This window comes from Avibacterium gallinarum, assembly GCF_002921135.1.
GTDB classification, from domain to species: Bacteria; Pseudomonadota; Gammaproteobacteria; order Enterobacterales; family Pasteurellaceae; genus Avibacterium; species Avibacterium gallinarum.
In genome coordinates this window covers 42,397-68,372 of the sequence record NZ_PQVJ01000053.1, presented here as the reverse complement: position 1 = coordinate 68,372, position 25,976 = coordinate 42,397, and the positions used below count along the sequence as shown (strand labels likewise).

The following is a 25,976-nucleotide window of genomic DNA, read 5'->3' as shown; positions in this document are numbered from 1 at the left end:
GCCAGAAAATTGAGAAATTTGCCCCGCACTTTATTCATACACCTTGGCAGGATAAAGTGCGGTGGAATTTCGCGAAGTTTTTATTTGATTGATTGTTCAATAATGCCGCCGCCAAGGCAAATTTCCCCTTGGTAGAACACGGCAGATTGCCCTGGGGTTACTGCAATTTGCGGTTCATCAAAACGCACTTCGATGCTGTCATCATTAAGGGGAATAATTTGGCAAGGAATATCCGTTTGGCGATAACGGGTTTTCACCGTACAACGAAGCGGTTCGCGAATGGGTTGGCGATCTACCCAGTGCAGCTGTTGTGCGATTAATCCGCTGGAGAGCAAGGCGGAATTATCCAAGCCCTGAGCAACCACTAACACATTGTTAGTAAGATCTTTTTCCACTACATACCACGCATTTTCCGCTTTGCCTTTCACGCCACCAATGCCTAGGCCTTTGCGTTGCCCGAGGGTGTGGTACATTAAGCCTTGATGACGACCGATGACTTCGCCCTCAGTGGTTTTGATGTCCCCTGGTTGAGCAGGCAAATAACGTGCCAAGAAATCTTTGAATTTACGTTCGCCGATAAAACAAATGCCGGTGGAATCTTTTTTCTTCGCGGTAACCAAGCCTAAATCTTCTGCAATGGCACGCACCACAGGTTTTTCAATATCGCCCACAGGAAACAGACTTTGTGCCACTTGGCTTTCGCTTAAGGTGTAAAGGAAATAGCTTTGGTCTTTGTTAGGATCTAAACCACGCAATAATTGCACTTTGCCATTGTGATCTCGGCGGCGCACATAATGCCCTGTGGCGATATAATCCGCGCCCAGATCTTCGGCGGCATATTCCAAAAAGGCTTTAAACTTGATTTCTTTGTTACACAGAATATCAGGGTTTGGCGTGCGGCCAGCTTTGTATTCTGCTAAAAAATGTTCAAAAACGTTATCCCAATATTCTGCGGCAAAATTGATTTTGTGTAATTTGATGCCGAGCTTGTCGCATACCGCTTGCGCGTCCGCCAAATCTGCGGCAGCGGTGCAGTAATCGGTGTCATCGTCTTCTTCCCAGTTTTTCATAAACAAGCCTTCCACTTGGTAGCCTTGTTGTTGAAGAATAAAAGCGGAAACGGAAGAATCCACGCCGCCAGACATTCCACAAATCACTTTAATTTTGCTGTTTTCTGCACGTTGGCTTTCACTTAATGCAGGGAAATATTGTTCATAAGTTTTTGATTTCATCATAATTTTTTCAAATTTTTGACCGCACTTTAGTTATTCGGAAATTATTTTACTTCGTAGAAATTCGTTTCGCTTTTGTTGAAGCGATCTAATTCTGATGCGTCCACTTCGCCTTTTTCCACTTTGGCTTTTAGGTTATCGCAAGGCTCATCACAATCGCATACTTTCTTCAAGCCAAGGGAAGAAATCCCCCCGCAGCTGCCAGCAATGGATTTGCGTTTGATGATATAGCCGATGGACATCGCTAAAATCACCGCAAGGAAAAAGCCGAAAGTAATAAAAAACAGTTCCATTTTTTCACCTTTATGGATTGATTAATTGTTTAAACGCGGAAGACATTTTTACCTCAAAACCACTTTCTGTTTTGATGATTAAATATACCGCTAATTTTTGCTGCTCCGCCACTTTGAGCGCTTCATCTTCACCGAGTACAAACAAGCCTGTGGATAAGCCGTCTGCCGTCATTGATGAGGGATCAAGCACGGTGATTGATGCCAAATGATGCTGAATTGGACGACCTGTTTGCGGATTAATTTCGTGGGAATAACGCACGCCGTTTTCTTCAAAATAAATGCGGTAATCGCCAGAAGTAGCCATCGCCAAATTATGTAAGCCGACTACTTGTTCCACGCTTCTTGAACCGTCTGTAGTGGGTTTTTCAATGGCAATTTGCCACGGCTTGTTTTCGCTGTTGTTGCCTTTGGCACGGATTTCGCCGCCAATTTCCACCATATAGTTGCCAATGTGCAAACTTTCAAGATAGTCTGCCACTTGATCAACCCCAAAGCCTTTGGCAATAGAAGATAAATCTACATAAAGTTCTGGTACGGCTTTTTCTAAGTAAAATTTGCCCGCACTTTCGCTCAGTGTTAATTTTTCAATGCCTACCCACGCACGGCGTTCATCAAGCTGTTGCTGGGTTGGGGCTTTTTCCACGCGTTTTTCTGGGCCGAATCCCCATAGGTTCACCAATGGGCCTACGGTAACATCTAATGCGCCTTGTGTAACCTTATTTAAGCGAATGGCTTCACCTATCACTTTGGCCAGATCCGCAGAAATTTCAATCGGGGTATTCACCGCGCGGTTTTGGTTAAAACGACTTAATTCAGAGGTGGGAATATAGGTGGACATTTTTTCATTCACGTCTTTTAAGATTTTTTCCACCCCTTCGTGGGTATCCGCTGCCGATTGGGTTGCTTCTGCGGTGATGTATTTAATGTGGTAAGTAGTTCCCATTGTTTTACCGCTTAAGGTAACAATTTCGGGATCTTTTTGGCAGGCGGTTAGGCTACTCACCAAGAGTAAGGCGATGGTCCAGCCGTAAACCGTTTTGACTTTTCTTAACATAAATCTATCGCTAATTTTTCTGTGGCTAAAAATGGCTAAAGCGGTCAGAAATCTGACCGCTCTTTTTCTTTATTTAACAGCGTTATCAACCGCCAAAGTCATCTAATAAGATGTTTTCGTCTTCAACACCTAAGTCTTTGAGCATTTTGATTACTGCTGCGTTCATCACTGGAGGCCCACACATATAGTATTCACAGTCTTCTGGTGCTTCGTGATTTTTCAGATAGTTTTCATAAAGCACGTTGTGGATAAAGCCTGTGTAGCCGTCCCAATTATCTTCTGGCAATGGATCAGAAAGTGCCACGTGCCATTTGAAGTTGTCGTTCTCTGCTTGTAGGGTATCGAAATCTTCTACATAGAACATTTCACGTTTTGAACGCGCCCCATACCAGAATGACATTTTACGTTTTGATTTCAAACGTTTTAATTGGTCGAAGATATGTGAACGCATTGGTGCCATACCTGCCCCCCCACCGATAAATACCATTTCTGCATCAGTATCTTTCGCGAAGAATTCACCGAATGGACCAGAAATTGTCACTTTATCACCCGGTTTTAATGACCAAATATAAGAAGACATTTGTCCTGGTGGAGCATCAGGCATACGTGGTGGTGGTGTAGCAATACGCACGTTTAGCATAATGATGCCTTTCTCTTCTGGGTATGAAGCCATTGAGTAAGCACGCACAATTGGCTCGTCCACTTTTGACACATAACGCCATAAATCAAATTTATCCCAATCTTCGTGATATTCTTTTGGAATATCGAAGTCTTTGTAATAAACCGTATGAGGATCCGCTTCAATTTGGATATAACCACCCGCACGGAATGGAACTTCTTCCCCTTCAGGAATTTGTAATTTAAGCTCTTTGATGAAGGTTGCTTTGTTGTCGTTAGAAATAACGGTACATTCCCATTTTTTCACGCCGAACACTTCTTCAGGTAATTCAATTTGCATATTGGTTTTAACATTTACCTGACAAGCTAGACGATAACCTTCTTTCGCTTCACGTTTTGAAATGTGAGAAAGTTCAGTTGGTAGAATATCACCACCACCCTCAGTTACTTTCACCACACATTGACCACAAGAGCCGCCGCCCCCACAAGCTGAAGATACGAAAATCCCTTTACTTGCTAATGCGCCTAATAATTTTCCACCTGCTGGCAAGTGAATGGCTTTGCTTGGATCGTGATTGATTTCAATAGTAATGTCCCCTGAGTTTACGAGTTTAGATTTAGCAAACAAGATAATTGCTGCTAACGCTAAAACCACCACAGTGAACATTGCAATACCTAAAATAATTTCCATTTAGTATCCCCTTCTTATAACTGAATACCTGAAAATGACATAAAGCCAAGCGCCATTAGACCTACGGTGATAAAGGTGATCCCTAAACCACGCAAGCCTGCTGGAATATCAGCATATTTCATTTTTTCAGTTAAACCGGCAAGTGCCACGATAGCAAGCATCCAACCTGTTCCTGCACCGATACCATAAACCACAGATTCAGCAAGGTTGTATTCACGTTGCACCATAAAAGATACCCCACCGAAAATCGCACAGTTTACGGTGATTAACGGTAAGAAGATCCCTAATGCGTTATAAAGTGCGGGGAAAAATTTGTCCAAAACCATTTCTAGGATTTGTACTAATGCCGCAATCACACCGATGAAGGTGATAAAGCGTAAGAAACTTAAATCTACGCCTTCTACTAACGCACCATCTTTTAAGATGTGAGTATAAACAATTTGGTTTGCTGGTACGGCGATACCTAATACCACGATTACCGCGATCCCTAAACCAAAGGCTGTTGAAACTTTCTTTGAAACCGCAAGGAATGTACACATACCAAGGAAGAAAGAAAGTGCCATATTTTCAATAAAAATGGACTTAACAAATAGACTTAAATAGTGTTCCATCTTATTTCTCCACTTGCTCTGGTTTCCAAGTTCTTAAGCCCCAAATTAAGAAGCCGATGATAAAGAACGCACTTGGTGCAAGTAAGGCTAAACCATTCGCTTGATACCAACCACCGTCTTGGATAGTTTGTAACACGGTAATGCCAAATACTTTACCTGAACCAATTAATTCGCGTAAAAATGCGACAATGATTAGGATCACACCATAACCAATACCGTTACCTAAACCATCAACAAAACTTGCCAATGGTGGCTCCTTCATTGCAAAGGCTTCTGCGCGACCCATTACGATACAGTTGGTAATGATTAAGCCAACGAATACCGAAAGCTGTTTAGATAACTCATAAGCATAGGCTTGCAACACTTGGTCCACAAGGGTTACTAATGATGCAATGATCGCCATTTGCACGATAATACGGATACTATTTGGAATATAGTTACGGATACAAGAAATAAAGAAACTTGAAAATGCCGTTACTAAACTTACTGCGATTGCCATTACCACCGCAGTTTCTAATTTTGTTGTTACCGCAAGTGCTGAACAGATCCCCAAAATTTGCAATGCAATTGGGTTGTTGTTCACGATTGGAGATAACAATAATTTTTTCATATTTGCATTAGCCATTAGTTAGCCTCCGCTCTAAGTTTGTCTAAATACGGGCCAAAACCATCGCGACCAAACCAGTAATCAAAAGAACCTTGTACCCCTTTTGTGGTTAAAGTTGCACCAGATAAACCATCGATACCGTGTTCTTTATCTGCTGAAGCACCTTTGCCAATTTTAATCGCTACTTGATCTTGAGCATTAAAGAGTTTTTTACCCACAAAGTATTTCTGCCAGTTTGGATTGGCGATTTCGCCCCCTAAACCTGCGGTTTCACCTTGTTCATAGTAAGTAATCCCTTTAATGGTATTTGCATCTGGCGCAACAGACACAAAGCCATACATCACAGACCACAATCCTGTACCATAAATTGGCAACACGATTTGTGAAGTTTTGCCTTGCGCATCTTTCACTAAATAAACCTCAGCATATTTCGCCCGCACTTTAATGCCAGCTTTATCTTCTTCAGGTTTAATTGCTACGCTTTCTGCAGGATCTTTTACCGCAACACGTGCATCAAAGTTTTTGATGTCGCTTACATAATCACCCGTTGCAAGATCTACAATTTTCGGCTCAATGTTTTCTGCATAAAGAGCTTTAATTTCCGCACCTTTTGCTTTAGCGGGTAATAATCCTGCCACACTGAGAATGTTTTTCTGTTTATCTAATAATTTTTGCTCATTTTGCGTCGGTTTTAAACCTACTGCCGCACTTGCTACGATAATTGAGCAAACTAAGCTGACTAAAACAACAACAAGGATTGTTCCGCCAACACTATCTTTATTAAACTTAGCCATTGCGCGCTCTCCGACGTTTGATATTTGCTTGAACAACCAGATAGTCAAAAATTGGGGCAAATAAGTTAGCTAATAAGATGGCTAACATCATTCCTTCTGGATAAGCTGGATTAACCACACGAATAATCACCGCCATTGCACCAATTAATGCACCGTACCACCATTTACCTTTGTTGGTGAATGAGGCTGAAACTGGGTCAGTTGCCATAAATAACATACCTAAAGCAAAACCACCCAATACTAAGTGCCAATGCCAAGGCATTGAGAATAATGGGTTAGTGTCTGAACCAATCACATTAAATAGGGTAGAAGTGGCAATCATACCGATCATCACACCGGCAATAATACGCCAAGAAGCAATACGTGCGAACACAATTACCGCCGCACCAATTAATAATGCAAGGGTAGAAACTTCACCGATTGAACCTGGGATATTTCCTAAGAATGCGTCCATCCACTGAATTGGCTGGCCTGTGGTCACTTGTTTTAATGCACCTTGACCGCCTGTTGCCCATTGTGAAAGTGCAGTTGCGCCAGAGAAACCATCAGCTGCGATCCATACTGAATCCCCTGAGATTTGTGCTGGATAAGCAAAGAATAAAAACGCACGACCTGCTAATGCTGGGTTCATAAAGTTTTTACCTACCCCACCAAACACTTCTTTGGCCACCACAACCCCGAACGTTGTCGCTAACGCCGCTTGCCATAATGGCAATGTTGGCGGAACGATAAGGGCTAATAAAATAGAGGTTACGAAGAAACCTTCGTTAATTTCGTGTTTACGCACTGTGGCAAATAACACTTCCCAGAAACCGCCCACTAGGAATACGGTTAAATAAATTGGTAGGAAGAAAATCGCACCTAATGCCATTTTGGCTAGCACGCCAGCATCTTGTGAAACCAAACCTAATGCGTTGGCTAAAGCAAAATGCCAGTCATTGGCTACATTTTGTGCCAAGTTCTGTGCAAAATCGCCCACTTTTAATGCAAGAATAGATTGCTCACCCACATTAAACATACCGTAGAACATTGCTGGGAATAATGCCAACCACACTAATACCATCATACGTTTAGAATCTAACGCATCACGGACGTGAGAAGCTTTCGCCGTTACCGTACCTGGCGTGTATAAGAAAGTTGCCGTTGCTTCATAAAGGGCATACCACTTCTCATATTTACCACCCGGTAAAAAAGCAGGTTCCATTTTCTCTAAAAGATGTTTTAAACCCATTTTTAACCTTCCTTCTCGATCTTATCTAAGGCTGCACGCAGCATTGGACCGTAATCATTTTTACCTGGGCAAACGAACGTACAAAGTGCTAAATCTTCTTCGTCTAACTCTAAGCAACCTAATGCTTGAGCGCTGTCCGTATCGCCTGCACTTAAATCACGCAATAATAATGTCGGGATAATATCTAATGGCATCACTCGCTCATAAGCACCGATTGGCACCATTGCACGATGTCCACCATTAAGTGCGGTGGTAAAATTGAATAATTTGTGTCCGAAATGACCTAACACAGTGCGGGTGATAGAGTATTTGTTCGCCCCCGGCATAATCCAACCTAGGAACTCTTTCTCACGACCTTCTGCAATCACAGAAATCTGTAACGCATAACGTCCTAAATAATCTACCGCACCTTCCGCTTTATGACCGCTTAACACGGAACCTGAGATAATACGGTTTTCACCTTCTTTTAATTCGCCTTTAGTTAACTGGGCTAAGTTAGCGCCAAGCTGAGTGCGAATTAAACGCGGATTTTTCACCTGTGGGCCAGCCAATGAGATCACACGGTCATTATAAAGTTCACCCGTGGTAAATAAGCGACCAAATGCGATCACATCTTGATAATTCAAATACCAAACCGTTTTCGTTGCACTAACCGGATCGATAAAATGAATATGCGTACCACTTAAGCCCGCAGGGTGTGGGCCACCAAAATCGTGTACGGCTAAATTTGGTAAATCCACCGTTGGGATATTGCTATCGCCCGCTTTACATAAATGCAATTTGCCTTCGTGTAAACGGCTTAACACGGTTAAACCATTGGTAAAATCGTCCCAATGTGCTTTTAATACCACTTCAGGATCAGCGGCTAATGGATTGGTATCCATTGCATTAACAAAAATAGAAGATGGCACAGCATCAACAGCAGGCACTTTACTGAATGGACGAGTACGAAGTGCTGTCCAAAGCCCTGACGCTTGTAGGTTTTGACGAACTTGCTCGGAAGTTAAACTTTTAAGCTCATCGGCGGAATATTTATTAAAGGTAACCTGATCATCACCTTCGATTTGAATCACTACTGATTGCAACACACGCTTAGCACCGCGATTAATCGCAGTTACAGTACCACTTGCAGGGGCAGTGAATAATACGCCTGGGTTCTTTTTATCTTCAAAAAGCACCTGACCTTTTTTCACTACATCACCTTCGCGCACCTTCATTGAAGGACGCATTCCCACATACTCTTCGCCAAGCAAGGCAACTTCAGTAACGGCATTGCCGTTATGGATTACTTGTTCTGGCTTCCCAGCGATAGGAAGATCCAAGCCTTTTTTAATCGTAATCATATTGTATGCACTACTTTTCGTTAGATTAAAAATATAGCTATCGCAAGAGAAAACTCAATGCGATAACCTCGTCTTGAGTAATGATTTTTGCTTAATTATCAACGATGAATGCAAAAACATCGCAACAATATCCACTCCAACCACATAAATTTAAAACTCAAATTCTGTTTAGATTTTATACCGCTTACTAAACCCAATAAGCGATATAAGTTAAAATTTTGATACAAGTCAGCTAGTTATTTTAACCAATTAATAACGTTCGTGCTACTTTGAAGGGCGGTTTTTCCAATATTTTAAGAAAAAAGACCGCTGTTTTTGTGGAAAATCAATTTTTGCTGAATATTATGAATTTATACTACCTTTTATTAGGTATGAATTATTGTCCAACCCCTAAACAATTTGGTGATTTCGGAAACTGCTGCTCCAAGGCTTGCCATTCATCTAAGGTATAAGTATGCAACGCCAAGGCGTGAATGCCATTTTTCAATTCTTCCGCCAATAATTGATACAGCATTTGATGGCGCGCAACCTTTCTCACCCCATTAAACGCATCACTCACTAGCACCACTTTAAAATGTGAATCCGCACCACGCCCTGAACTGTGCATATAGCTTTCATTTTCAATATGCAAAAGTGCGGTGCAAATTTTTGCGAAATTTTTTGTTCTAAAACTTGTTGAACACCCATTATCCTTTCCTTCTTTTTATAAACTAACACAATAAAAATTTGCTTTTGCAAAGACTATACATTCATACTGAAGTTTGCAAGAATAGCCGTATCTTTTTTATTCGCGAGGAAATGACTATGCGTTTTGCTAAACTCTCTCTTATCACCTTATTTTCAAGTGCCGTATTATTATCCGCGTGCCAATCTCAGCCAAGTAACACAATCACTTTTACGCCACCTAGCCCAAGCGTGCAATTCAATGCGGCAAATCAACACGCGATACTCAATATCCTCACGCGTGATGCGCGCCAACAGCCTGAAGTATCAAGCTATGTGTATGACGAAAAAATCTTTAAACTTTTTGCCGAACCAAAACCAGCTCAGATTTTCGATCAAGTGATCAAACAAGATCTAAATGGCAAAGGATTTCGCATTGCCGCAACGCCAGCTCAATCTAACACCAATGTGATTGTGAATATCAACAAATTCTATGCCGATGTAGAACAAGGCAATTTACGCTATAAAATCACCGCGAATGTACAAATCAACGTTCAAGTACAGGGTGCGAAAGGGCAATTCAACAAAAATATCGGCTCAACACGCAGCCAAGAGGGCGCACTGCGAGCTAATAATGCCAATATTCAAAAAGTGCTAGGACAGGCATTAAACGAAACGGTGCAGAGTATCTATAAAGATCAAGAAATCGCCAATGCGATTAATCAATATTCCAACTAATTTCTAGATAAAACAAAACCTTGCGCGCTCGCAAGGTTTTTTATTATCCGAAAAATGGCGAACGTGGGCAACTCCATTTTTTAGCGCTAATTCTTTGAATTTTATATCTATTTTATTTTTTCTTGTTTGTTGCAGGGATCTAAACAGGGATCTAAAATCCCTGCTTGAGTATAAAACAGGAATCGAAAAGGCGGCAAGGCTGGGGATTTTTACAGCGGTGATTTCCCCTATTTTGTTCAGTGCAGATAACAGGAATTCCGTTATTGGGCTTGCCTATGCCTTTCAGTTTATCGATAAAAGTTTGATTGATTTTTTCATCGTGCAAAAAGTAGGCTGATTTAGGCAAAATATGCGAGCCAGACCAAATATTAGATTTTTGTTTCACCCTTTCACCCTGTTTATTTTTATCGCATTGATTTTAAATAGTTTTTTCCTTTTTTAGTAGGGTGAATAAGGGTGAAAAAAGGGTGAAAGGGTGAAAAAATGAGGTGAAAAATGCGAAATTTGTTTAATAAATGAACAAAATTTAAGAAAAAAAGTCATTTTTGAACAATAAATAATCAAAAGGGTGAAAAAATGCAAAAAAGGGTGAAACAAGGGTGAAAAAATGAATTTTCTATTTTTCTTATTTTTTTATTATAAATCATATAGTTATATTTAGTTAGGGTGAAAAAGTGAAAGGGTGAATAAGAAAAATCAGTTTGGCTGTGTCTTTTGTTTTTTTATATCACTTTGGAATAAAAAAGAGCGCTATTATGCGCTCTTTGTTTGATTGGTTTACTGTTAATATTTTCAATAAATTACACACTGCATTATGCGTTTCTCCATTTTTCTATTGTTTTCTGCTTGTCTTTGAATGTGGCATTTGTGTAGTTGTACCCGCCTTTTAGCTGCTTATTAGTGAATTTGATTTTATAGCCAGCGGTTTTAAATGCTTGTTGCATTTCGGCGAGTAAATCTTTTGGTTTTAACCTTGCTTTATCTGTTCGCCCTAAGATGTCGCAAAAAAACAAATAGCACCAATAAAGGCGATCAAAAACAAAAGAGCTTTCAATGCTTGGCATTCCTTTCATACTTCCTAGAATTAAACCTTTATTGCTGACTTCGGGCAATAAATCGAACTCTTCGATAAATTCTAAAATATGATCGTTTTCGGTTTTCATCGCTAAGGCTTCTTTACTCTTTTGCTGTCGTAGTAAGGCTTGTTTAGCTTCTTCTGGTTGTTTAAATTCATCATAAAGTTTGCGGATTATCCCGCCTAATTCTTGTTGAATTTTCTCAAATAGCTGATCATCTCTTTCGCTATCTTCAACGGCTTTATAGAATGGAAATAGCACGCGTCTTCTTTCCATTCCGCCGCCGTCATTTTTATAAATTGGCAAGGTATTAGAACAGATAGCAATAATTGCGTTTACTTTACTACTAAATGATTTTTTATTTTTGGGGTTGAAAGAAATATCATCACCGCCAGAAATTGCTTTAATAATTGAAGCATCGCCAATGTAGCGGGATTGATCAGGTGAAAATAAAAACGTTTTATTTAAGATAATATCTCGCGCCTTATCGTCTTTTAAAAGCTCTAAATCTATCGCGGTATAATTTCCCTCGCCACTAATTAATTTTGCTACTTCTAGAAATGTACTTTTACCGCTTCCCGCTTCGCCTATTAATTCTAAGGTTAATTGCCAGTCATAACGATTATTTAAAATCATATAAAGAGCAGCTAATAAAGATTTTTTCCGCTCAATACTGTCATAGCTGATAAAATTGATCCATTTATCAAAATTAGGCGTAGGGGTTTGCGTTTCCAAATAATCGCAGGGGTTAACGCCTGTTAAATAGTAGTCTTTACTATGTGGCATAAATTGCAACGTATTTTTATTTAGTACGCCATTTTTAAAAGCTAAGAGTTTCACATCAGTTTGCATAAATAGCGGTAAATCTACATTAAGGCATTTGATAATATTGTTTAAACTCTCAACGCTTCCGTATTTTGTGCCGTATTCCTCAAAAAACTGCTTAATTTGACGTTGTAATTCATTTTCTTGGATTATTTCCCAAATAATACCGTTGTAACGGTAAATTATCCCTTGATCCGCGTGATAAGCTAAGGGAATTTTTAGCCATTTGTAAAAATATTCTGCTTTTTCAGCTGGGCTAAGTTTTTTCAGGGTTTCCGCGTCAAGCTCAATTAATTCAGGTGTTGCCGCTTCTAGGCTTGCTTCATTGTTACGAATGCGGGAAATATAGCCGCTTAAATCTTCTAAAAGCTCGCCAATATTGTTTCTTAACGTTAAATGCTGAATAGCTGTTGTTTTAGTTAAATGCGTGCATAAATCTGTTAGAACTTGCTGATTTTCTCTAATTGTGATGCCGTCAACACTTGTTTTAACTTTAAAAAACTCATCTGTATCAATAATGCTTGCAACTTGATGTTCTAACGGCAAAATATCCAGCTTATAAAGTTCTGATAGATTTGTATTGTCTAAAATAATTGGAATTTCTTCATAACGTTTAGCATTATCCGCATCAGTTAAATCTGCTAGCATTTTCCAGCCTGTGCCAAGCCCATTTGTTTTTAAATCTTTAGGATCTGAACGATAAAAATTCCAAACATTATCACCGATTAAAATAAATATTTCTTTTTGGCTATTGGGAGTAGTTTTCAATAATGCCCCTAAGTTAGGGGCTTTTTTTCTCTTTCCGTTCATCATAACTTAACCTCTGATGTAACCAATTCACTTAATTTAGAATGTATTTCCTCTTGCAGGCTTTCTAAGTGTTTTAGGTAAACTTGTTCTATCTGTGCCATTGCATTTACTCGCTCTAATTTTTCGCGAATGTCTTCACCTAAGTTGAACGCTGCTAAAGTTTCATAAAAATAGGGGAATGTTGCTAAGTTTCCTAATTCAGCGCTAAATTGCTCATTCAGAGCTTGAATGTGGTGTAATTTATTTTTCATTCTAGCCCCCTATTTTGGCTAATTTGAGTGGGTAAGCCGTTGATAATGGCTTGCAATGAATGTGTTACGCCACGCAAATTTCCATTATGTAAATACACTTTAGCGGCATTGAAGAAGTGTTCTACAAAGTGAACGCCTAGTTGGGCTTGCTCATCTGTTAATATCTCATCGATATAAAACTTTGCTTCTGTATTTTGTGCATAAGTTGGGATATATGCCGTTAATTCCACGCTTTTTAAGCAATGTTTTGCCTCTTCTAACTGGTTAGCTTTTAGCGCTTTCTTTGTTTCTGCGAGAAAGTGTTCAATGATTTTTACTTTTTCTGTAAGGTTTTCAGGGGAAAATTTAATCATTTTGTGCCACCTTTTATGCTTTGTTACCATACTTTGAATTTGATTATTATTGCCCTCAATCACTTGATGAATATTGTTATCATTGGAATAAATATTAATGGTTATATTTAAATGCGTTATAGCGTTGTTTTTAGTAAGTTCACAGAGAAAATCAAAAGTGGAGTTACGCATAGCGCACCCCCTTAATGCGGGCAAAACAAATCGCCTCTTGTGGGGTGAGGTTTAGGAATTGGCGCGCGTGCGCTTCGCTTTTGGCATAGGTTGAAACGTGTAGGCGAGAGCCGACTAATTGGAATTTGTAGATCATTGCTGATAGTCCTTTTCTAAATTGTTCAAGGGCTATCGCTAAACTTGTCACGGATTGGCGATAGCGTGTAGCAGGGTGACAAACTGGATAGAAAAGGGAATCCAGCCAGCCTAAAGGCTGCCCACTACACGCCATCATAGAGAGAATCACCGCTGAGCGGTTTTCTTTGGGTGTGTGAAATCTACGAACAAAAAAAGCACGTTTTGGCGTGCTGTTCGCCTCTTCTATATTCAGCTTGTCACGGCTGGCTTTCGATTTTGCGAAAGCGGGGAAAGCATAATTTGAAGCTTGGTCATTTGTCAATAAATATGCGTGAATAATTGAAAATAAGTTGTTATTTTTTCTTTTTAGTGTAATATTACTCATTGATTTATGGTTATTTTTAATCATAATGAAACAATACTTCATAAATCCTTACCTTGTTGGTTATTAAGGGGAACTTAAAGCGCACGATTGGCAGATCACAGGTGCGCTTTTTCTTTGCCTGAATTTTGCCCCGTTCATTTGGGATCTTGTTGCCATTTATGGCTGGGCGTTACAGGCTTAAATACGCCTTTTTTAATGTCGCTTAATTGGGCGGTGATTGTGCCTTTAATATCGCATTCCACGCAGTAAACAAGGGCTTGTGTTACGCACGCGCTAGGGCGTTCTGATGTGCGGATATTCAATGCTTTTCCACATTCTGGGCATTGAATTTTTAAACCTTTCATTTTTTTCCTGCCATTTCTTGCTTGCACATTTCAATTAATTGCTTTTTCTGTGCCGTGGTGAAGCCATTCATTAATTTGAAAAGGTGGGCTCTGAAAGATGCTGGATTTTTTAGCGTATCCTCTCTTTGAATATCCATATAAAGAAAAAACATTACAATTAATTGTTCCTCCATTCCCAAATGAATAAATGCACGAATAAATTCGATTTGTTCTTTTTTCATTGCGGTGTTTCCTTGTTTGGGTTGTTGTGATCTAACCACGCTTGCACGTCTTCTAATTGCCATAAGCTACGTTTGCCAATTTTGATCGGCTTTGGAAAATCGCCTGATTTGACGAGATGATAGATTTTTGTTCTGCCGCCGATTTTCATTGCTTGTAATTCTTTTAAGGTTAAAAGCGTCATTGTGTTTACTCCTTTAAAATTGGCGTAACCTTGAGCGGTTACGCCACTAGAATTAGCCTAAAATCACCATTGCGGGATCAATAGCTGCCATTAAGCCTAAATCTTCAACTACATAGCATTCAAAGCGCCAATAGCTCACGACTTCCCGCTTTCTTTCGTCATCTTGTCGGATTGAATAGCGCCCACTGCGGTTATGCGTGTAAAGGCTTAAATTCTGTAATGTCGTGACTACTGCGCCATAAAGTGGAAATTGTGGCGGGGTGAGGGTTTTCATTCCGCCGAATTGGTTAGTAATATAGTGATTTTGCAAACCTACTTTATCCTGCTCTGCTGGGGTTGCGCTGGTGATCGGCTGCTCTTCCCGTGCCAATAACCCAGCGCCCACTAAAAAGACAAGATCGTTGCGGTTTCTGTGGTGTTCATCTAATTGATTTCTTAGGGCAATGGCTAAGGCATCTAAATTGGCATAATCAGCATTTTCACCAAAGATTTTTAGTTTGCCGTTTTTGCCCGTGGCTTTCATATTTTCGGGCTTTTGCTCGGCAAGCAAAGCTAGCCAGCCTTTATTTACGTCAGAAAGATCAACAGCGGCCGTATTTTGCGCAACGCTTTTACCCGCCCAGCCGATTTGCATAATATTGGCCGCGATTTGATCTAAAACAAATTCATCAATCAACTGATCAAATTTTTCTGGGTAAAGATTGAAAAGATCTAGCATTCCCCATTTCAATGTAATGCCGCTATCTGTTTCATACACTTGATAGCCGTCTTCGTGATCAGATTGTTCAATGATATGGCGTTCTAGGTATTGCCGCCCTGTGATATTGGGCTTGAGTGGCCCGAAAATTTTCCGCCCTTGCTCGTTATGAACGGGGATTGCATTAATGGCTTTGAGGAAATCAGAACGCTGGGTAATTTTTTCAAGCATTGCTTGAACTTCGTATTTCTCTAGCGCGAAAGCGTCTCTATTGTACTTATCTTCGGCATTAAACTGCTTTGCCTTGTTTTTTCTGTATTGGTGAAGTGCGGTTAAAAAATCCATTGTTTTTCTCCTATGTGTGGTTGGTGTCAAAAAATCAAAAAAGTGTTTTTTCTACGCTCGCCAAAGCCGAAAACTGCTTTTTTTGTTTGCGGGGGGAATGGTAGGAGAAAAGAAATTTCAATGGTGAAAACTTGCCAAAAATCGCCATTATTTTTCATAACATATTGATATATAATTTAAAAATTTTTATTTTTGGCAAGTTTCTGTATGAATTACAAGATTTTTATGGCAATAAAAAAGCAAGGCCTAATTTGCCTTGCTTTTGGTGATTTTACTAAAATGATTTCTGATAGTGCGGTTGCTCACTTTTTTAATCTCTTCAGGGCTTAGTATTTTTAAGCATTTCTCAACATCATTAGCTAGTTTATTTTTGCTTAATTTCCCGCTTTTGGTTAAATAACGCCTATCTATAGGGCGACTAGGATCGATAATGCAGAGAAGCCCTGCAATAATACTTTTCAATGTATTGATTTCTGTTGGGTTGCCATCGTAAGCTAGTTTGTTTTTTAGACTGATAATTTGTGTTTTGAGTTGTTTATTCTTGTTATATTCCTTTAATATAGGACTTGTTATTTCCCCATTTTTAATTATTTCCTCAATATCTTTTCTATGAATATATAAATTATCTATAACATTAAGATTTCCTTTTGAAAATTTCTTTATATCAATAAAAATAGTGGCAATATCAACTGTAAGATATAAACAAATAAAGTGCTCTATTATATCAATATTTTCAATTATCTCTTTGTTGTAGTCTCCTTTCAATAAATCAATAAAAAATCCATATGTTAAATTTCTTGCCGATGTCAAAGCATCCTTGCTTTCAAGTATTCCTTTATATAACTTTACTATTTCTTCAAATTCAACAATAAAAGGGAAATATCCATTAAATTTAAAGCTATTACTTATTCTTATGGCTTTTTCTGCAAAGTAAATTGGCTTTTTTGTCCTATTATCAATGATTTGAAAAAGTGGTATTCCTCCTTTGTTTAGATTTATTCTCCCTTTTTCTATTAACTCTAATGTAATAGAGCTAAATTCATTTTTCAAAACCTTTTTGCTATCTTCTATTATTTCTCTATCAATTATTTCTTCTTTATCATCATACTTAATAAAATAGTACTCATCAATCTCACCACGTACGCTTAAAAAAGGTTCTTCCTCAATAATCTCCTTGCCAATAAAGAACATTTCTTGATTTCCTGATATATGTATATATAACTTAATCTTTTTAAAGAATATTAAGTAAGCTAATTCTTCGCAGCTAATCTCTTTGCCAAAAAGATCTAAAGATGTATTTATAAAGGTACGCAATGGAATAAAATCTTGATCTTTAAAAATGTCCATAGAACAAATCCTCTAGTCTGTTTTTATTTACAGAATTATACTGTTTATTATTACAGTTGTGAAGTGCTATATCGTGCTAGGCGGTGTAAGTTGGAATACGTAAAGAGAGAAAAGAAAAGCCGCACAAGGCGGCTTAATGGGTGAATTATTGTTTTTCTTTGAGTTCTTGCAAGCGGCGGCGGGCAAAGAAGCCTGTGCCTAGAGTCTGATATAGAATTTTAGGCTTCTCTATTCCTAAAGGGTGTTTTTCTGGATTCTTAATAGATGGCCTTACCTGCTTGCTGAAATCTTCTAAAAATACTTGTTCTACAACCATATTGAGTTGCATTAATGTGTTTTTCTCTCTCATATCTAAACATTCTACATAAAGACCGCATAGAAAATTTAGCTTTTGTATAAGCTCTTCATCTTGAATAAATTCTTGCGTAAGCTCAAAAACATATTTATTTAGCTGATTATATTTTAATTCTGCTTCTGAAGCTGCTTTGCTGTATTCTTCAAGTTTGAAGATTTCAATTTTATTTTCTGTTTCCTTATTCAGTTTTTCTAATAAGGTGATTTTTCTTGTATTTGAATTAAGTTGATCGGAAAGTTTATCAAATTCAACAAAGTCTAGATCAGCGCTTTCTACATCTAATGAGCCGTCTAATTTCTTTTCAAGTTCAAGATTTTCAGCTTGCAATGCTTGAATAATTGCATTATTGCGATTAATAATTTCTTGTTTCTTTGCGATTTCATCATTCGCTTTGTTTAATGCTTCTAGCGCCGCTTCGTATTCCGCTTTTTTCTGAATAAAGGTTTCGTTTTGGGTTATGGTATTTAGCATAGTTTTTTCTCCGTCCTATTATTTCTCTGGGGATGGCTGGTTTTTATCACTTGAGAAAATAGAAGATATTTTCTCTAATCCTTTTTTGGCTGCTCCTTTAAAATCGCCTTGATTTAAACGGCCTGAAAGGCTAGGATCTTTTTCTGTGCCATCAATTTTTTCTTCAGCTTTATTTGGTTTAGCCTGTGTAGGCTGTGCTTTAGGGTGGTTTTCTTTTTGTTTCAGTTTTTTCAGTTGTTTCAGGCATTTTATTTTTCCTTTTTTGTTGGTATAATATTTGCGTTTAATTTAAAACTTTAGATTAAACAAGGGTTCTTGAAATATTCTTATACTTCAAGAAAATAACTATATTAAACTACATTTCGTTTTTTGTTTTCGTGAGCACATAGCCCTAGGTAATAAAATTTATCTAGGGCTATTTATTTCACTCTTCTTCTTAACTTTTCTTCAATCCAGCTATCCACTTCACTTTCTAACCATACAACACGATTACTTGCAATCATAATACTTTTAGGGAATTTCCCCCCGCGCATATAGTTATAAATGGTAGATTTGCTAAGGCTTGTTCTTGTAATAACTTCATCTAGTGAAATAAAGCGTTCTTTTTTCTCTTTCATTTATACTCCTATAATTTGAACGGCTATAAATGCTATAGCACTTAATTACATAGATAAATATTAGGGGATTTAATAGAGGGATTAAATGAATTTGCCTTGTGATATTAATTATCACAATAACAAGATGAACAAATTAATTAAAATGGCTAGAAAGTTTCCATTGTACGGGTAAAATCCTACGTCATGTCATACGGCACGAAAAAAGCACTCTCCCACCCGCGTTTTTTGTGTCAAAAATTGCCATTTTTTCAGTTAATTTTCAGTATAGTTTTTATTTAATTTATTGAAAATAAAGGAAATATACTCAATTTTGTTAGTTTCCTTAACTGAAAAAATTACAGTTAATTTCAGTGAATTTCAGTTAAGAAAAAGCACTAAATAGAATATTAAATAGTTAATTGATTGAAATTAAAGGAAATTTTTAATTTTACGTGAGTGATATGCCAAAAATTTTTTACAGTTAAGAGATTGAACAATGCCAAGAGCCTTTAAAATTTATTGCACAGCTTGCAAAAGCCGAGCAACAATTACAAGAACAGAAAGACCACTTCAAGGCTTTAGCCGTCTTTATTGTTCTTGCAATAATCCAGAATGCTTGCATCGTTTTGTAATGAATTTAGAATTTAGCCATACCACAAGAACAAGCCTACTAGATAAAGACGTTTTTATTAACACACTTATAAGCCAATTTTCGCCAGAAGATGGCTAAAATGCTTGCTGCATTACAAAAAGAAACTAGCCCCAATAAATAGGGGCTAAAAATTAGGCTTTAATGGCTTCTATTTTACATTTCTCCACATAATCCCCCCAAGTTTGCATAATCTCAATTCTTGATTTCCACTTTTTCGATTTATCATAAGCTGCCCGAACCTTGCCTTTATTTTCGTGTGAAAGACATAGTTCAATAGCTTCAGAAGAAAATACATCAAGATCGTGAAGATAGGTACTAGCAATAGAGCGCAAACCGTGGGCGACTAAAAGCCCTTTAAATCCCATTCGCTTTAGCGCCACATTTGCCGCCTGTGTACTCATATGATTAGTGTAAGGTGCGGTATAGGTTGAGAATACATATTTCCTATTTCCATTATATCGCCGCATTTGCTCTAAAATATATAAGGCTTGAGTAGATAAAGGAACGCTATGCGGCCGTTTTCCTCCTTTCATTTTTTCAGCAGGAATATGTAGCACTTTATTTTTGAAATCAATTTCTGACCATTCAACCCGTACCGCTTCCGCAGAACGCAACATTGTTAATAGCTGCCATTCTATTAAAAGTGCGGTGGGGCGCTGAATATTCGCATTTTGCAATACTTTAAATAAATAAGGTAATTCGCTTGGGGGAATTGTTGGCTGATGCACCGCCTGAATGTAATTAAATTCATTATGAATTCCCCTTAATGGATTTTTAATAATTAATTCTTCATCTTCCGCAAGTTGAAATATCTGATTTAAAGAAACATTAATTTTATAAAGTGTATTAGAATGCTTAAGCGGACTAAGTGCAGAAAAAATAGATTTTAAGCTCACTTCTTTAATGTTCATCTCTCCAACAACGGGGAATATATAAACTTCAAGCCGCCGAAAAGCCTCTTTGATAGTTTGCTCTTTTACCTTTCCTTGTTGCAATCGCCGATCTCGCCATTTGATCGCCAACTCCCTTAAAGTCATCATATCATTCTCCAAGCGCTCAAATTGTGCATTTTTATAACCTAACGGATCAATATTCTGCACAAGTAGCGTACGATATTCCTGCGCAATTTCTCTAGCTTTTGCCAAAGATAAATCAGGGAATGCCCCTAAACTAACTTTCTTATGCTTCTTAAAGTATTTATAGGCGAAATACCAAATCTTAGCACCATTAGGCTTTACTCTAATGTAAAGCCCTTGCCCATCAGATTTAATGTATTCTTTCGCCATAGGCTTTAGATTTTGAAGGGTAGTATTGGTTAAAGGTTTAACAATTTTGCTCATATCTCATAACCTTATGAAAAATAAAGGATAATTAACCTTTTAGATCCCTCGTAAGATTCCCTCTAAAGTGAGGGATCTAAACAGGGATCTAAAAAGCACGGATGCAAGCAAACAAAGAAAAACACAAACGAACAAACGCGAACAGCAAGCCGTTGTTTTTGTTACATTTTCTATAAATTTTGAACATTGGCGAACGTAAAAGAACAATAGAATGGCGAACGTGGGCGGAGTCGAACCGCCGACCTGTCCCTTAGGAGGGGACTGCTCTATCCTGCTAAGCTACACGTTCTTTTGCGTTTCAGTTTGACACAAATATGTAATGATGAAAAGCACGGGATAAAAAATAAAGTGCGGTGCGAATTTGGTTAATTTTTTAGTAAAAAAAGAATAAAAAAGAAATAGTATGAGATATGAAAAAAGCCGCTAATTTTCATTAGCGACTCTTAGGAATTTGGCTCCTCCTGCTGGACTTGAACCAGCGACATATGGATTAACAGTCCACCGTTCTACCGACTGAACTAAGGAGGAATAATGGTGCCTCGAGGCGGAATCGAACCACCGACACGGGGATTTTCAATCCCCTGCTCTACCGACTGAGCTATCGAGGCAACGCATCAGTGGTGCGTATTAAACGATTTTTACCGCGTTAAGTCAATCATTAATTTTAACTTTTTTACGTTTTTTGTTTGTTTGAATATTTAACAAGCGAAACGCATAGAAATACGGCAAAAATCGCATAAAAAACCAAAGCTACTTCTAATTTTTACCGTCTAACGCGATAACTTTTTTGAGCCTTATCCACCTTAATTAAATAATTTCTTGCTTGTGAAGATGGGTGTGCCGTGGTCAAAATTCGGTACACTTGCTCAGGATATAAGCGGTTGATTTGTTCAATCGCCATATCTTTATCTTCGTGGAACACGCGCAACACCGCACCGGCACCGCTGTTATACGCAGAAATCATCGCAAAACGCTTAGATGTAGGGTTAGTAATGCCATCTAAATATTTATTTTGTAATAGCCATAAATACGATGCGCCTGCATCAATATTTTTTTCAGGATCAAACAAATAGCTTTTTGACGGCTGACCACCACGTCCTTTCATTTGGAACACATCTCGCCCTGCCGTATGCGGCACCACTTGCATTAAGCCAATGGCATTAGCATAGCTAATGGCATAAGGGTTGAAGCTGGATTCCGTTTGCATAATGCCTAAAATCAAACTTTCATCAAGGTTGTAGCGTCTAGCGGCGCGGCGCACCATTGGTAGGTATTTTTGCGCACGCACGGCAACGTGATTAGCAATCATTGGGATCACCACAAACTGCACCATTCTGCCGTTACTTAAACGGCGTGTTTGCAATTTATTTTGCACCAGATAATCAGCAAAATTGCCTGCGATAAACTCGTTGGTAATTTGCTGCCCCGCATTATCCACCACTTGTCCCACTAAGAAAGGACGAGAACTTATCGGCACATCGCCAGAAGCAAATAAATCAATGCCTTTCGCATCTGAGCCCATTAATAACGTATGCACGATAGCATTGTGCAGGCGGTTCAAATCTTGCTGTGTTTCAACCGTGATAACCCCTTCATCAAAGCTCACGTGGCTACGAGTGTAATAACTATCGGTGTATTTCACATAGTCTTTACGGCTTGCCACCAACAACTCATTCACGCCCCAAATTTGATCGATATTATGGGAAAATTGCCCCGTCAAAATATCTAACCCCTGCGTATCTTTCGCAAAGGCTTCATCATAATTTATTCCTTTATGGCTTGAGCCACTACAAGCAAACAAAAAAGGAATAATCAAAGCAACAACATATTTCTTCATCATTCTTTTTCCGCTAGCGGAACATAGCCTTCAATATGAACATCTTTGCCTTCAAATAAAAAATTCACCATTTCTTGTTCTAATAATTGGCGATGCTCGGCATTCATCATATTCAATTTTTTTTCATTAACCAGCATTGTTTGTTTTTTCATCCACTCGCCCCAAGCCTGTTTGCTGATATTATCAAAAATACGTTTGCCTAATTCGCCTGGATAAAGTTGAAAATCTAGCCCGTCCGCCTCTTGTTTTAAATAGGCACAAAATACCGTTCTTGCCATTATTCTTTTCCTTTTGCTAACTGTAATAAAAGATTTTTGACTGGCGTTGCCAGCCCAATTTGATCAGGATTTTGCGGATCATACCAATATTTGACCGCACTTTGTATAGAAGATTCATACTTGCCGTGATTTTCACCCACCTTTTTCCAATCTGAGCGATTAGCGTCCTCACCGTGATATTCCTGTTTCACATAAATCGGGTGAATCATTAAATGAAAATGGCTAAACGTATGGCGAAAAGCTGGCCATTCCTGATAAAAATCCACGTTTTGACGCGCCAAATAAGCCAGTAAATCCTGCTTGCTGTCAAATTGTGGAAAACAATACAAACCGCCCCACAAGCCCGCATTTTCACGCTGTTCTAATGCCACCTTGCCTTGTTGCTGCCAAATTAAGAAATAACTTTGTCGCTCGGGTAAGGTTTTCTTTGGCTTCTTCGCAGGATAATCTTGCCAATTTTGTTGCAAATTTGCACCGCACTTTTCAGATAGGGGACAAAGCGTGCATTTCGGTTTTGTGCGTGTACATACCATCGCACCAATATCCATCATCGCTTGATTAAAATCTGCCACACGCTGTGTTGGCGTAACTTCTGCACTTAACTGCCAAAGCTGATTTTCTACTTTTTTCTCGCCCGACCAGCCTTCAACCGTAAAATAACGGGACAGCACACGTTTCACATTGCCATCTAAAATAGGATAAGGGGCATTTAAGCAAGAAGACAGAATTGCCCCCGCCGTGCTTCGACCAATGCCTTTTAACGCCTGTACTTGCTCAAATTCAGTGGGGAAATTGCCCTGATACTGATCGCGAATAATTTGTGCCGATTGGTGCAAATTTCTTGCCCGCGCGTAATAGCCCAAGCCCGTCCACAAATGCAGCACTTCATCAAGGGGCGCATCGGCAAGATCAATGATGGTAGGAAACCTTTGCATAAAGCGTTCAAAATAAGGAATCACCGTGGCAACTTGAGTTTGTTGCAACATTACCTCGGACAGCCAAACGCCATAAAGGGTTTTATTTTGCTGCCAAGGCAAATGCTTGCGTCCAAATTGATCGTACCAAGCTAGAACAGATTTTGCGAAAGGCGCAGTGGCGGAAGATTGAGCTAATAGCATAAATACAATAGATAAAAGAATGAAAAAATGAAGTGTATCATAGGCAAAATTTATCTTGCAAAAGAATTGCGAAAGGAAATGCCATAAGGGCAAAAACAACAGTGCGGTGAAAAATTTAGAGATTTTCCACCGCACTTATTTTTTAGCCCATTAAAGTTTTTCCACTAACGCCACCGCTGCGCCAATATAAGTGGCAGGGGTGAGTTGTTGTAGGCGCTGTTTTTCGTGCGCTGGAATGGCTAACTTCTCAATAAACTCTCGCATTGCTTGCTCATCAACGCGTTTTCCGCGTGTCAGTTCTTTCAATTTTTCGTAAGGTTTTTCAATGCCATAACGACGCATTACGGTTTGAATTGGCTCAGCCAGCACTTCCCAGTTTTGGTTGAGTTCATCACGCAAATGCTGCTCGTTCACTTCAAGTTTGCTAATGCCTTTTCTGGTGGCGGCATAGGCGATTAAACAATAGCCCAAGCCCACGCCCAGATTACGCAACACGGTGGAATCCGTTAAATCACGCTGCCAGCGAGAAATTGGCAATTTCGCCCCTAAATGCCCCATTACTGCGTTCGCAATGCCTAAATTGCCTTCTGAGTTTTCAAAATCAATCGGGTTCACTTTGTGTGGCATTGTTGATGAACCAATTTCCCCTGCAATAGTGCGTTGTTTGAAGTGATTTAAGGCAATATAGCCCCATAAATCGCGATCAAAATCAATAATAATGGTGTTGAAACGCGCAACGTTATCAAACAATTCGGCAATATAGTCGTGCGGCTCAATTTGGGTGGTGTAAGGGTTCCATTTAATGCCGAGCGAAGTAACAAATTCTTCGCTAAATTGATGCCAATCTACATCAGGATAGGCGGATAAATGGGCATTGTAGTTTCCCACTGCACCGTTGATTTTGCCAAGAATTTCAATCTCTTGTAGTTGTTTAAACTGACGTTTTAAGCGATACACCACATTCGCCATTTCTTTCCCAACGGTGGACGGAGAAGCTGGCTGTCCGTGAGTGCGCGAAAGCAACGGGATCGCTTTGTATTCGTGTGCGAGGCGCTCAATTTCAGCAATCAATTTCTGCCATTCAGGCAAAATCACCTCTTCACGCGCCGTTTTCAGCATTAAGGCGTGAGAAAGGTTGTTAATATCTTCAGAAGTACAAGCAAAATGGATAAACTCACTCACTGCGGCTAATTCTTCAAGTGCGGTGGTTTTTTCTTTCAAAAAATATTCCACCGCTTTCACATCGTGGTTGGTGGTTTTTTCAATTTCTTTGATACGCTGCGCGTCCGCTAAACTGAAATTCTCCACAATTTCATCAAGGTAATCGTTTGCTTTTTGCGACAAAGAAGGAACTTCTTGAATTTGTGCAGTCGCCGCCAATTTTTGTAGCCAACGAACTTCGACTGTAACACGGAATTTGAGCAAGCCAAATTCGCTAAAAATAGCACGCAAAGCCGTTGTTTTGTCTTGATAACGACCATCAATCGGGGAAATCGCGGTAAGTGCGTTTAATTCCATAAGAAAGAACTCCTAAAGGGTTGAGTAAATTTGTTGTGCCGTTGTGGCGATTTTGCCACGGGAAAAAAGAAACTGGTATTTTTTGCCGCCCACTTGACGCCATAGCACCGCCGAGCGAATGCCTGCTAACAGACTTGCGCGAATACGGTGCTGAATGCCTTGTTGTTGCAAATAATCTGGCGCGCCAAGCACCTGAATACGGCTACCGAGCGGGCTGATGACGTCCACATAAATGCTGGCAAGATTGCTTATCATCTGCTCGTCAAGTAAATCATAAAAATTGAGCTGTGAAGGCAAATAGGCGATGCGTTGTGCCAATTCCGCCTTTGCTTTTGGCGATTTACTCAACTTGCCTTCCAACGCCAGCAAGCTCACCCAGTAGCGCGTTAGCTCTGCATCTCTGCCATTGAGCTGTTCCATCAAGGTTTGCAAGCCTAATTTTAAGTTTGCCGCATTGCCACCATAAACTGCTAAGGTATTTTCAGGCGAAGTTTGTAATAAGCTTTGTAGGCTGGCGTTGAAAGCCGAATTGTCGGCACTGCCGTGATGAGCGAATTGTTTCACTAGCGCAGCCGCTTGGCATACACCAGCAAGGGCAAGGGTGATGTCGTAATAATCTGCCATTTTGCTATGAATGTTGTATGAAAATCATTATGTGGGCGAGAATCTCTCAAAAACTGGGGCAATATAGCATTTTTCGCCTTGCTTTAAAAGGCAAACAACAAATGAAAGCAAAATGACAAATTCTTGCTAGGGTCTGTTGATAATTTATTTTGTATTTGAGCTGGCGGCTAGTTTTTGTGAGAAAAAGG

At 39.2% G+C, this 25,976-nt stretch carries 28 protein-coding genes, 3 tRNA genes and 1 pseudogene; 2 read left to right on the top strand and 30 right to left on the bottom strand.

The window, feature by feature from the left end:
- Positions 1 to 80 precede the first annotated feature (80 nt).
- The 10 genes and pseudogenes from mnmA to C3007_RS10615 form a co-directional block, all read right to left on the bottom strand.
- Positions 81 to 1,232: a tRNA 2-thiouridine(34) synthase MnmA gene (gene mnmA / locus C3007_RS10660; protein WP_103854410.1), complete on the bottom strand. Its 1,152-nt coding sequence runs from the start codon at positions 1,230 to 1,232 to the stop codon at positions 81 to 83.
- Between the two features lie 44 nt (positions 1,233 to 1,276).
- Positions 1,277 to 1,525: a (Na+)-NQR maturation NqrM gene (gene nqrM / locus C3007_RS10655; protein ID WP_103854402.1), complete on the bottom strand. Its 249-nt coding sequence runs from the start codon at positions 1,523 to 1,525 to the stop codon at positions 1,277 to 1,279.
- Positions 1,526 to 1,535: 10 nt separating this feature from the next.
- Positions 1,536 to 2,579, bottom strand: a complete 1,044-nt coding sequence (locus tag C3007_RS10650; protein ID WP_103854401.1) for an FAD:protein FMN transferase — start codon at positions 2,577 to 2,579, stop codon at positions 1,536 to 1,538.
- 85 nt (positions 2,580 to 2,664) lie between these two features.
- Complete coding sequence (gene nqrF / locus C3007_RS10645; protein WP_103854400.1) at positions 2,665 to 3,888, bottom strand: NADH:ubiquinone reductase (Na(+)-transporting) subunit F; 1,224 nt, start codon at positions 3,886 to 3,888, stop codon at positions 2,665 to 2,667.
- Positions 3,889 to 3,902: 14 nt separating this feature from the next.
- Positions 3,903 to 4,499 carry an NADH:ubiquinone reductase (Na(+)-transporting) subunit E gene (gene nqrE, locus C3007_RS10640; RefSeq protein WP_013745915.1) on the bottom strand — a complete coding sequence of 199 codons (597 nt, stop codon included), beginning with the start codon at positions 4,497 to 4,499 and terminating at the stop codon, positions 3,903 to 3,905.
- Position 4,500: 1 nt separating this feature from the next.
- Positions 4,501 to 5,124: an NADH:ubiquinone reductase (Na(+)-transporting) subunit D gene (locus C3007_RS10635; protein ID WP_103854399.1), complete on the bottom strand. Its 624-nt coding sequence runs from the start codon at positions 5,122 to 5,124 to the stop codon at positions 4,501 to 4,503.
- Positions 5,124 to 5,900 carry a Na(+)-translocating NADH-quinone reductase subunit C gene (locus C3007_RS10630; protein WP_103854398.1) on the bottom strand — a complete coding sequence of 259 codons (777 nt, stop codon included), beginning with the start codon at positions 5,898 to 5,900 and terminating at the stop codon, positions 5,124 to 5,126. The genes C3007_RS10635 and C3007_RS10630 overlap by 1 nt, the downstream gene beginning before the upstream one ends.
- Positions 5,893 to 7,131: an NADH:ubiquinone reductase (Na(+)-transporting) subunit B gene (locus C3007_RS10625; protein ID WP_103854397.1), complete on the bottom strand. Its 1,239-nt coding sequence runs from the start codon at positions 7,129 to 7,131 to the stop codon at positions 5,893 to 5,895. The genes C3007_RS10630 and C3007_RS10625 overlap by 8 nt, the downstream gene beginning before the upstream one ends.
- Positions 7,132 to 7,133: 2 nt before the next feature.
- Positions 7,134 to 8,474 (bottom strand): Na(+)-translocating NADH-quinone reductase subunit A, encoded by a 1,341-nt coding sequence (locus C3007_RS10620; protein ID WP_103854396.1) that lies wholly within the window; start codon positions 8,472 to 8,474, stop codon positions 7,134 to 7,136.
- A gap of 376 nt (positions 8,475 to 8,850) precedes the next feature.
- Positions 8,851 to 9,161 (bottom strand): annotated as a pseudogene (locus C3007_RS10615) (BolA family protein).
- Positions 9,162 to 9,272: 111 nt separating this feature from the next.
- On the opposite strand from C3007_RS10615, the gene C3007_RS10610 reads away from it, so the two are divergent.
- Positions 9,273 to 9,875: a YajG family lipoprotein gene (locus C3007_RS10610; RefSeq protein ID WP_370445379.1), complete on the top strand. Its 603-nt coding sequence runs from the start codon at positions 9,273 to 9,275 to the stop codon at positions 9,873 to 9,875.
- A gap of 812 nt (positions 9,876 to 10,687) precedes the next feature.
- Here C3007_RS10610 and C3007_RS10605 read toward each other — a convergent pair.
- The 11 genes from C3007_RS10605 to C3007_RS10555 all read right to left on the bottom strand — a co-directional run bounded on the left by C3007_RS10605 (position 10,688) and on the right by C3007_RS10555 (position 18,442).
- Positions 10,688 to 12,589, bottom strand: coding sequence for a DNA primase family protein (locus tag C3007_RS10605; protein WP_243397694.1), 1,902 nt, complete (start codon positions 12,587 to 12,589; stop codon positions 10,688 to 10,690).
- Entirely contained in the window at positions 12,586 to 12,837 is a 252-nt protein-coding gene (locus C3007_RS10600) for a hypothetical protein (RefSeq protein WP_103854394.1), read from the bottom strand. The genes C3007_RS10605 and C3007_RS10600 overlap by 4 nt, the downstream gene beginning before the upstream one ends.
- The gene (locus tag C3007_RS10595; protein ID WP_123772549.1) at positions 12,834 to 13,190 is read right to left on the bottom strand and encodes a hypothetical protein; all 357 of its coding nucleotides are present in this window, start codon (positions 13,188 to 13,190) and stop codon (positions 12,834 to 12,836) included. The genes C3007_RS10600 and C3007_RS10595 overlap by 4 nt, the downstream gene beginning before the upstream one ends.
- A 163-nt stretch (positions 13,191 to 13,353) precedes the next feature.
- The gene (locus C3007_RS10590; RefSeq protein WP_165779991.1) at positions 13,354 to 13,800 is read right to left on the bottom strand and encodes an ash family protein; all 447 of its coding nucleotides are present in this window, start codon (positions 13,798 to 13,800) and stop codon (positions 13,354 to 13,356) included.
- 197 nt (positions 13,801 to 13,997) lie between these two features.
- Positions 13,998 to 14,207: a transposase gene (locus tag C3007_RS10585; protein ID WP_103854391.1), complete on the bottom strand. Its 210-nt coding sequence runs from the start codon at positions 14,205 to 14,207 to the stop codon at positions 13,998 to 14,000.
- Complete coding sequence (locus C3007_RS10580) at positions 14,204 to 14,428, bottom strand: hypothetical protein (protein ID WP_103854390.1); 225 nt, start codon at positions 14,426 to 14,428, stop codon at positions 14,204 to 14,206. Before C3007_RS10580 ends, C3007_RS10585 begins: the two co-directional genes overlap by 4 nt.
- A complete protein-coding gene (locus C3007_RS10575) occupies positions 14,425 to 14,610 on the bottom strand; it encodes a helix-turn-helix transcriptional regulator (RefSeq protein WP_103854389.1) in 186 nt (61 codons plus the stop codon). Before C3007_RS10575 ends, C3007_RS10580 begins: the two co-directional genes overlap by 4 nt.
- A 52-nt stretch (positions 14,611 to 14,662) precedes the next feature.
- On the bottom strand, positions 14,663 to 15,652 hold the full coding sequence (locus tag C3007_RS10570) for a phage major capsid protein, P2 family (RefSeq protein WP_103854388.1): 990 nt from the start codon (positions 15,650 to 15,652) through the stop codon (positions 14,663 to 14,665).
- Positions 15,653 to 15,898: 246 nt separating this feature from the next.
- Positions 15,899 to 16,999, bottom strand: coding sequence for a hypothetical protein (locus C3007_RS10565; RefSeq protein ID WP_103854387.1), 1,101 nt, complete (start codon positions 16,997 to 16,999; stop codon positions 15,899 to 15,901).
- Between the two features lie 145 nt (positions 17,000 to 17,144).
- A complete protein-coding gene (locus C3007_RS10560; protein WP_103854386.1) occupies positions 17,145 to 17,825 on the bottom strand; it encodes a hypothetical protein in 681 nt (226 codons plus the stop codon).
- 419 nt (positions 17,826 to 18,244) lie between these two features.
- Positions 18,245 to 18,442 (bottom strand): helix-turn-helix transcriptional regulator, encoded by a 198-nt coding sequence (locus tag C3007_RS10555; protein WP_103854385.1) that lies wholly within the window; start codon positions 18,440 to 18,442, stop codon positions 18,245 to 18,247.
- Between the two features lie 475 nt (positions 18,443 to 18,917).
- On the opposite strand from C3007_RS10555, the gene C3007_RS10550 reads away from it, so the two are divergent.
- Positions 18,918 to 19,151, top strand: coding sequence for an ogr/Delta-like zinc finger family protein (locus C3007_RS10550; protein ID WP_103854384.1), 234 nt, complete (start codon positions 18,918 to 18,920; stop codon positions 19,149 to 19,151).
- Positions 19,152 to 19,204: 53 nt separating this feature from the next.
- Here C3007_RS10550 and C3007_RS10545 read toward each other — a convergent pair whose 3' ends face one another.
- The 9 genes from C3007_RS10545 to hflD form a co-directional block, all read right to left on the bottom strand.
- Positions 19,205 to 20,413: a tyrosine-type recombinase/integrase gene (locus C3007_RS10545; RefSeq protein WP_103854383.1), complete on the bottom strand. Its 1,209-nt coding sequence runs from the start codon at positions 20,411 to 20,413 to the stop codon at positions 19,205 to 19,207.
- 212 nt (positions 20,414 to 20,625) lie between these two features.
- Positions 20,626 to 20,702 (bottom strand) — tRNA-Arg (locus C3007_RS10540).
- Positions 20,703 to 20,865: 163 nt separating this feature from the next.
- A tRNA-Asn gene (locus C3007_RS10535) sits at positions 20,866 to 20,941 on the bottom strand.
- Between the two features lie 4 nt (positions 20,942 to 20,945).
- Positions 20,946 to 21,021 (bottom strand) — tRNA-Phe (locus tag C3007_RS10530).
- 155 nt (positions 21,022 to 21,176) lie between these two features.
- Complete coding sequence (mltC, locus tag C3007_RS10525) at positions 21,177 to 22,250, bottom strand: membrane-bound lytic murein transglycosylase MltC (protein ID WP_103854408.1); 1,074 nt, start codon at positions 22,248 to 22,250, stop codon at positions 21,177 to 21,179.
- Positions 22,250 to 22,528: an oxidative damage protection protein gene (locus tag C3007_RS10520; RefSeq protein WP_103854382.1), complete on the bottom strand. Its 279-nt coding sequence runs from the start codon at positions 22,526 to 22,528 to the stop codon at positions 22,250 to 22,252. Before C3007_RS10520 ends, mltC begins: the two co-directional genes overlap by 1 nt.
- Positions 22,528 to 23,646 (bottom strand): A/G-specific adenine glycosylase, encoded by a 1,119-nt coding sequence (gene mutY / locus C3007_RS10515; RefSeq protein ID WP_103854381.1) that lies wholly within the window; start codon positions 23,644 to 23,646, stop codon positions 22,528 to 22,530. The genes C3007_RS10520 and mutY overlap by 1 nt, the downstream gene beginning before the upstream one ends.
- A 150-nt stretch (positions 23,647 to 23,796) precedes the next feature.
- Positions 23,797 to 25,164 (bottom strand): adenylosuccinate lyase, encoded by a 1,368-nt coding sequence (gene purB, locus C3007_RS10510; protein ID WP_103854380.1) that lies wholly within the window; start codon positions 25,162 to 25,164, stop codon positions 23,797 to 23,799.
- Between the two features lie 12 nt (positions 25,165 to 25,176).
- The gene (gene hflD, locus C3007_RS10505) at positions 25,177 to 25,788 is read right to left on the bottom strand and encodes a high frequency lysogenization protein HflD (RefSeq protein ID WP_103854379.1); all 612 of its coding nucleotides are present in this window, start codon (positions 25,786 to 25,788) and stop codon (positions 25,177 to 25,179) included.
- Positions 25,789 to 25,976 lie beyond the last annotated feature (188 nt).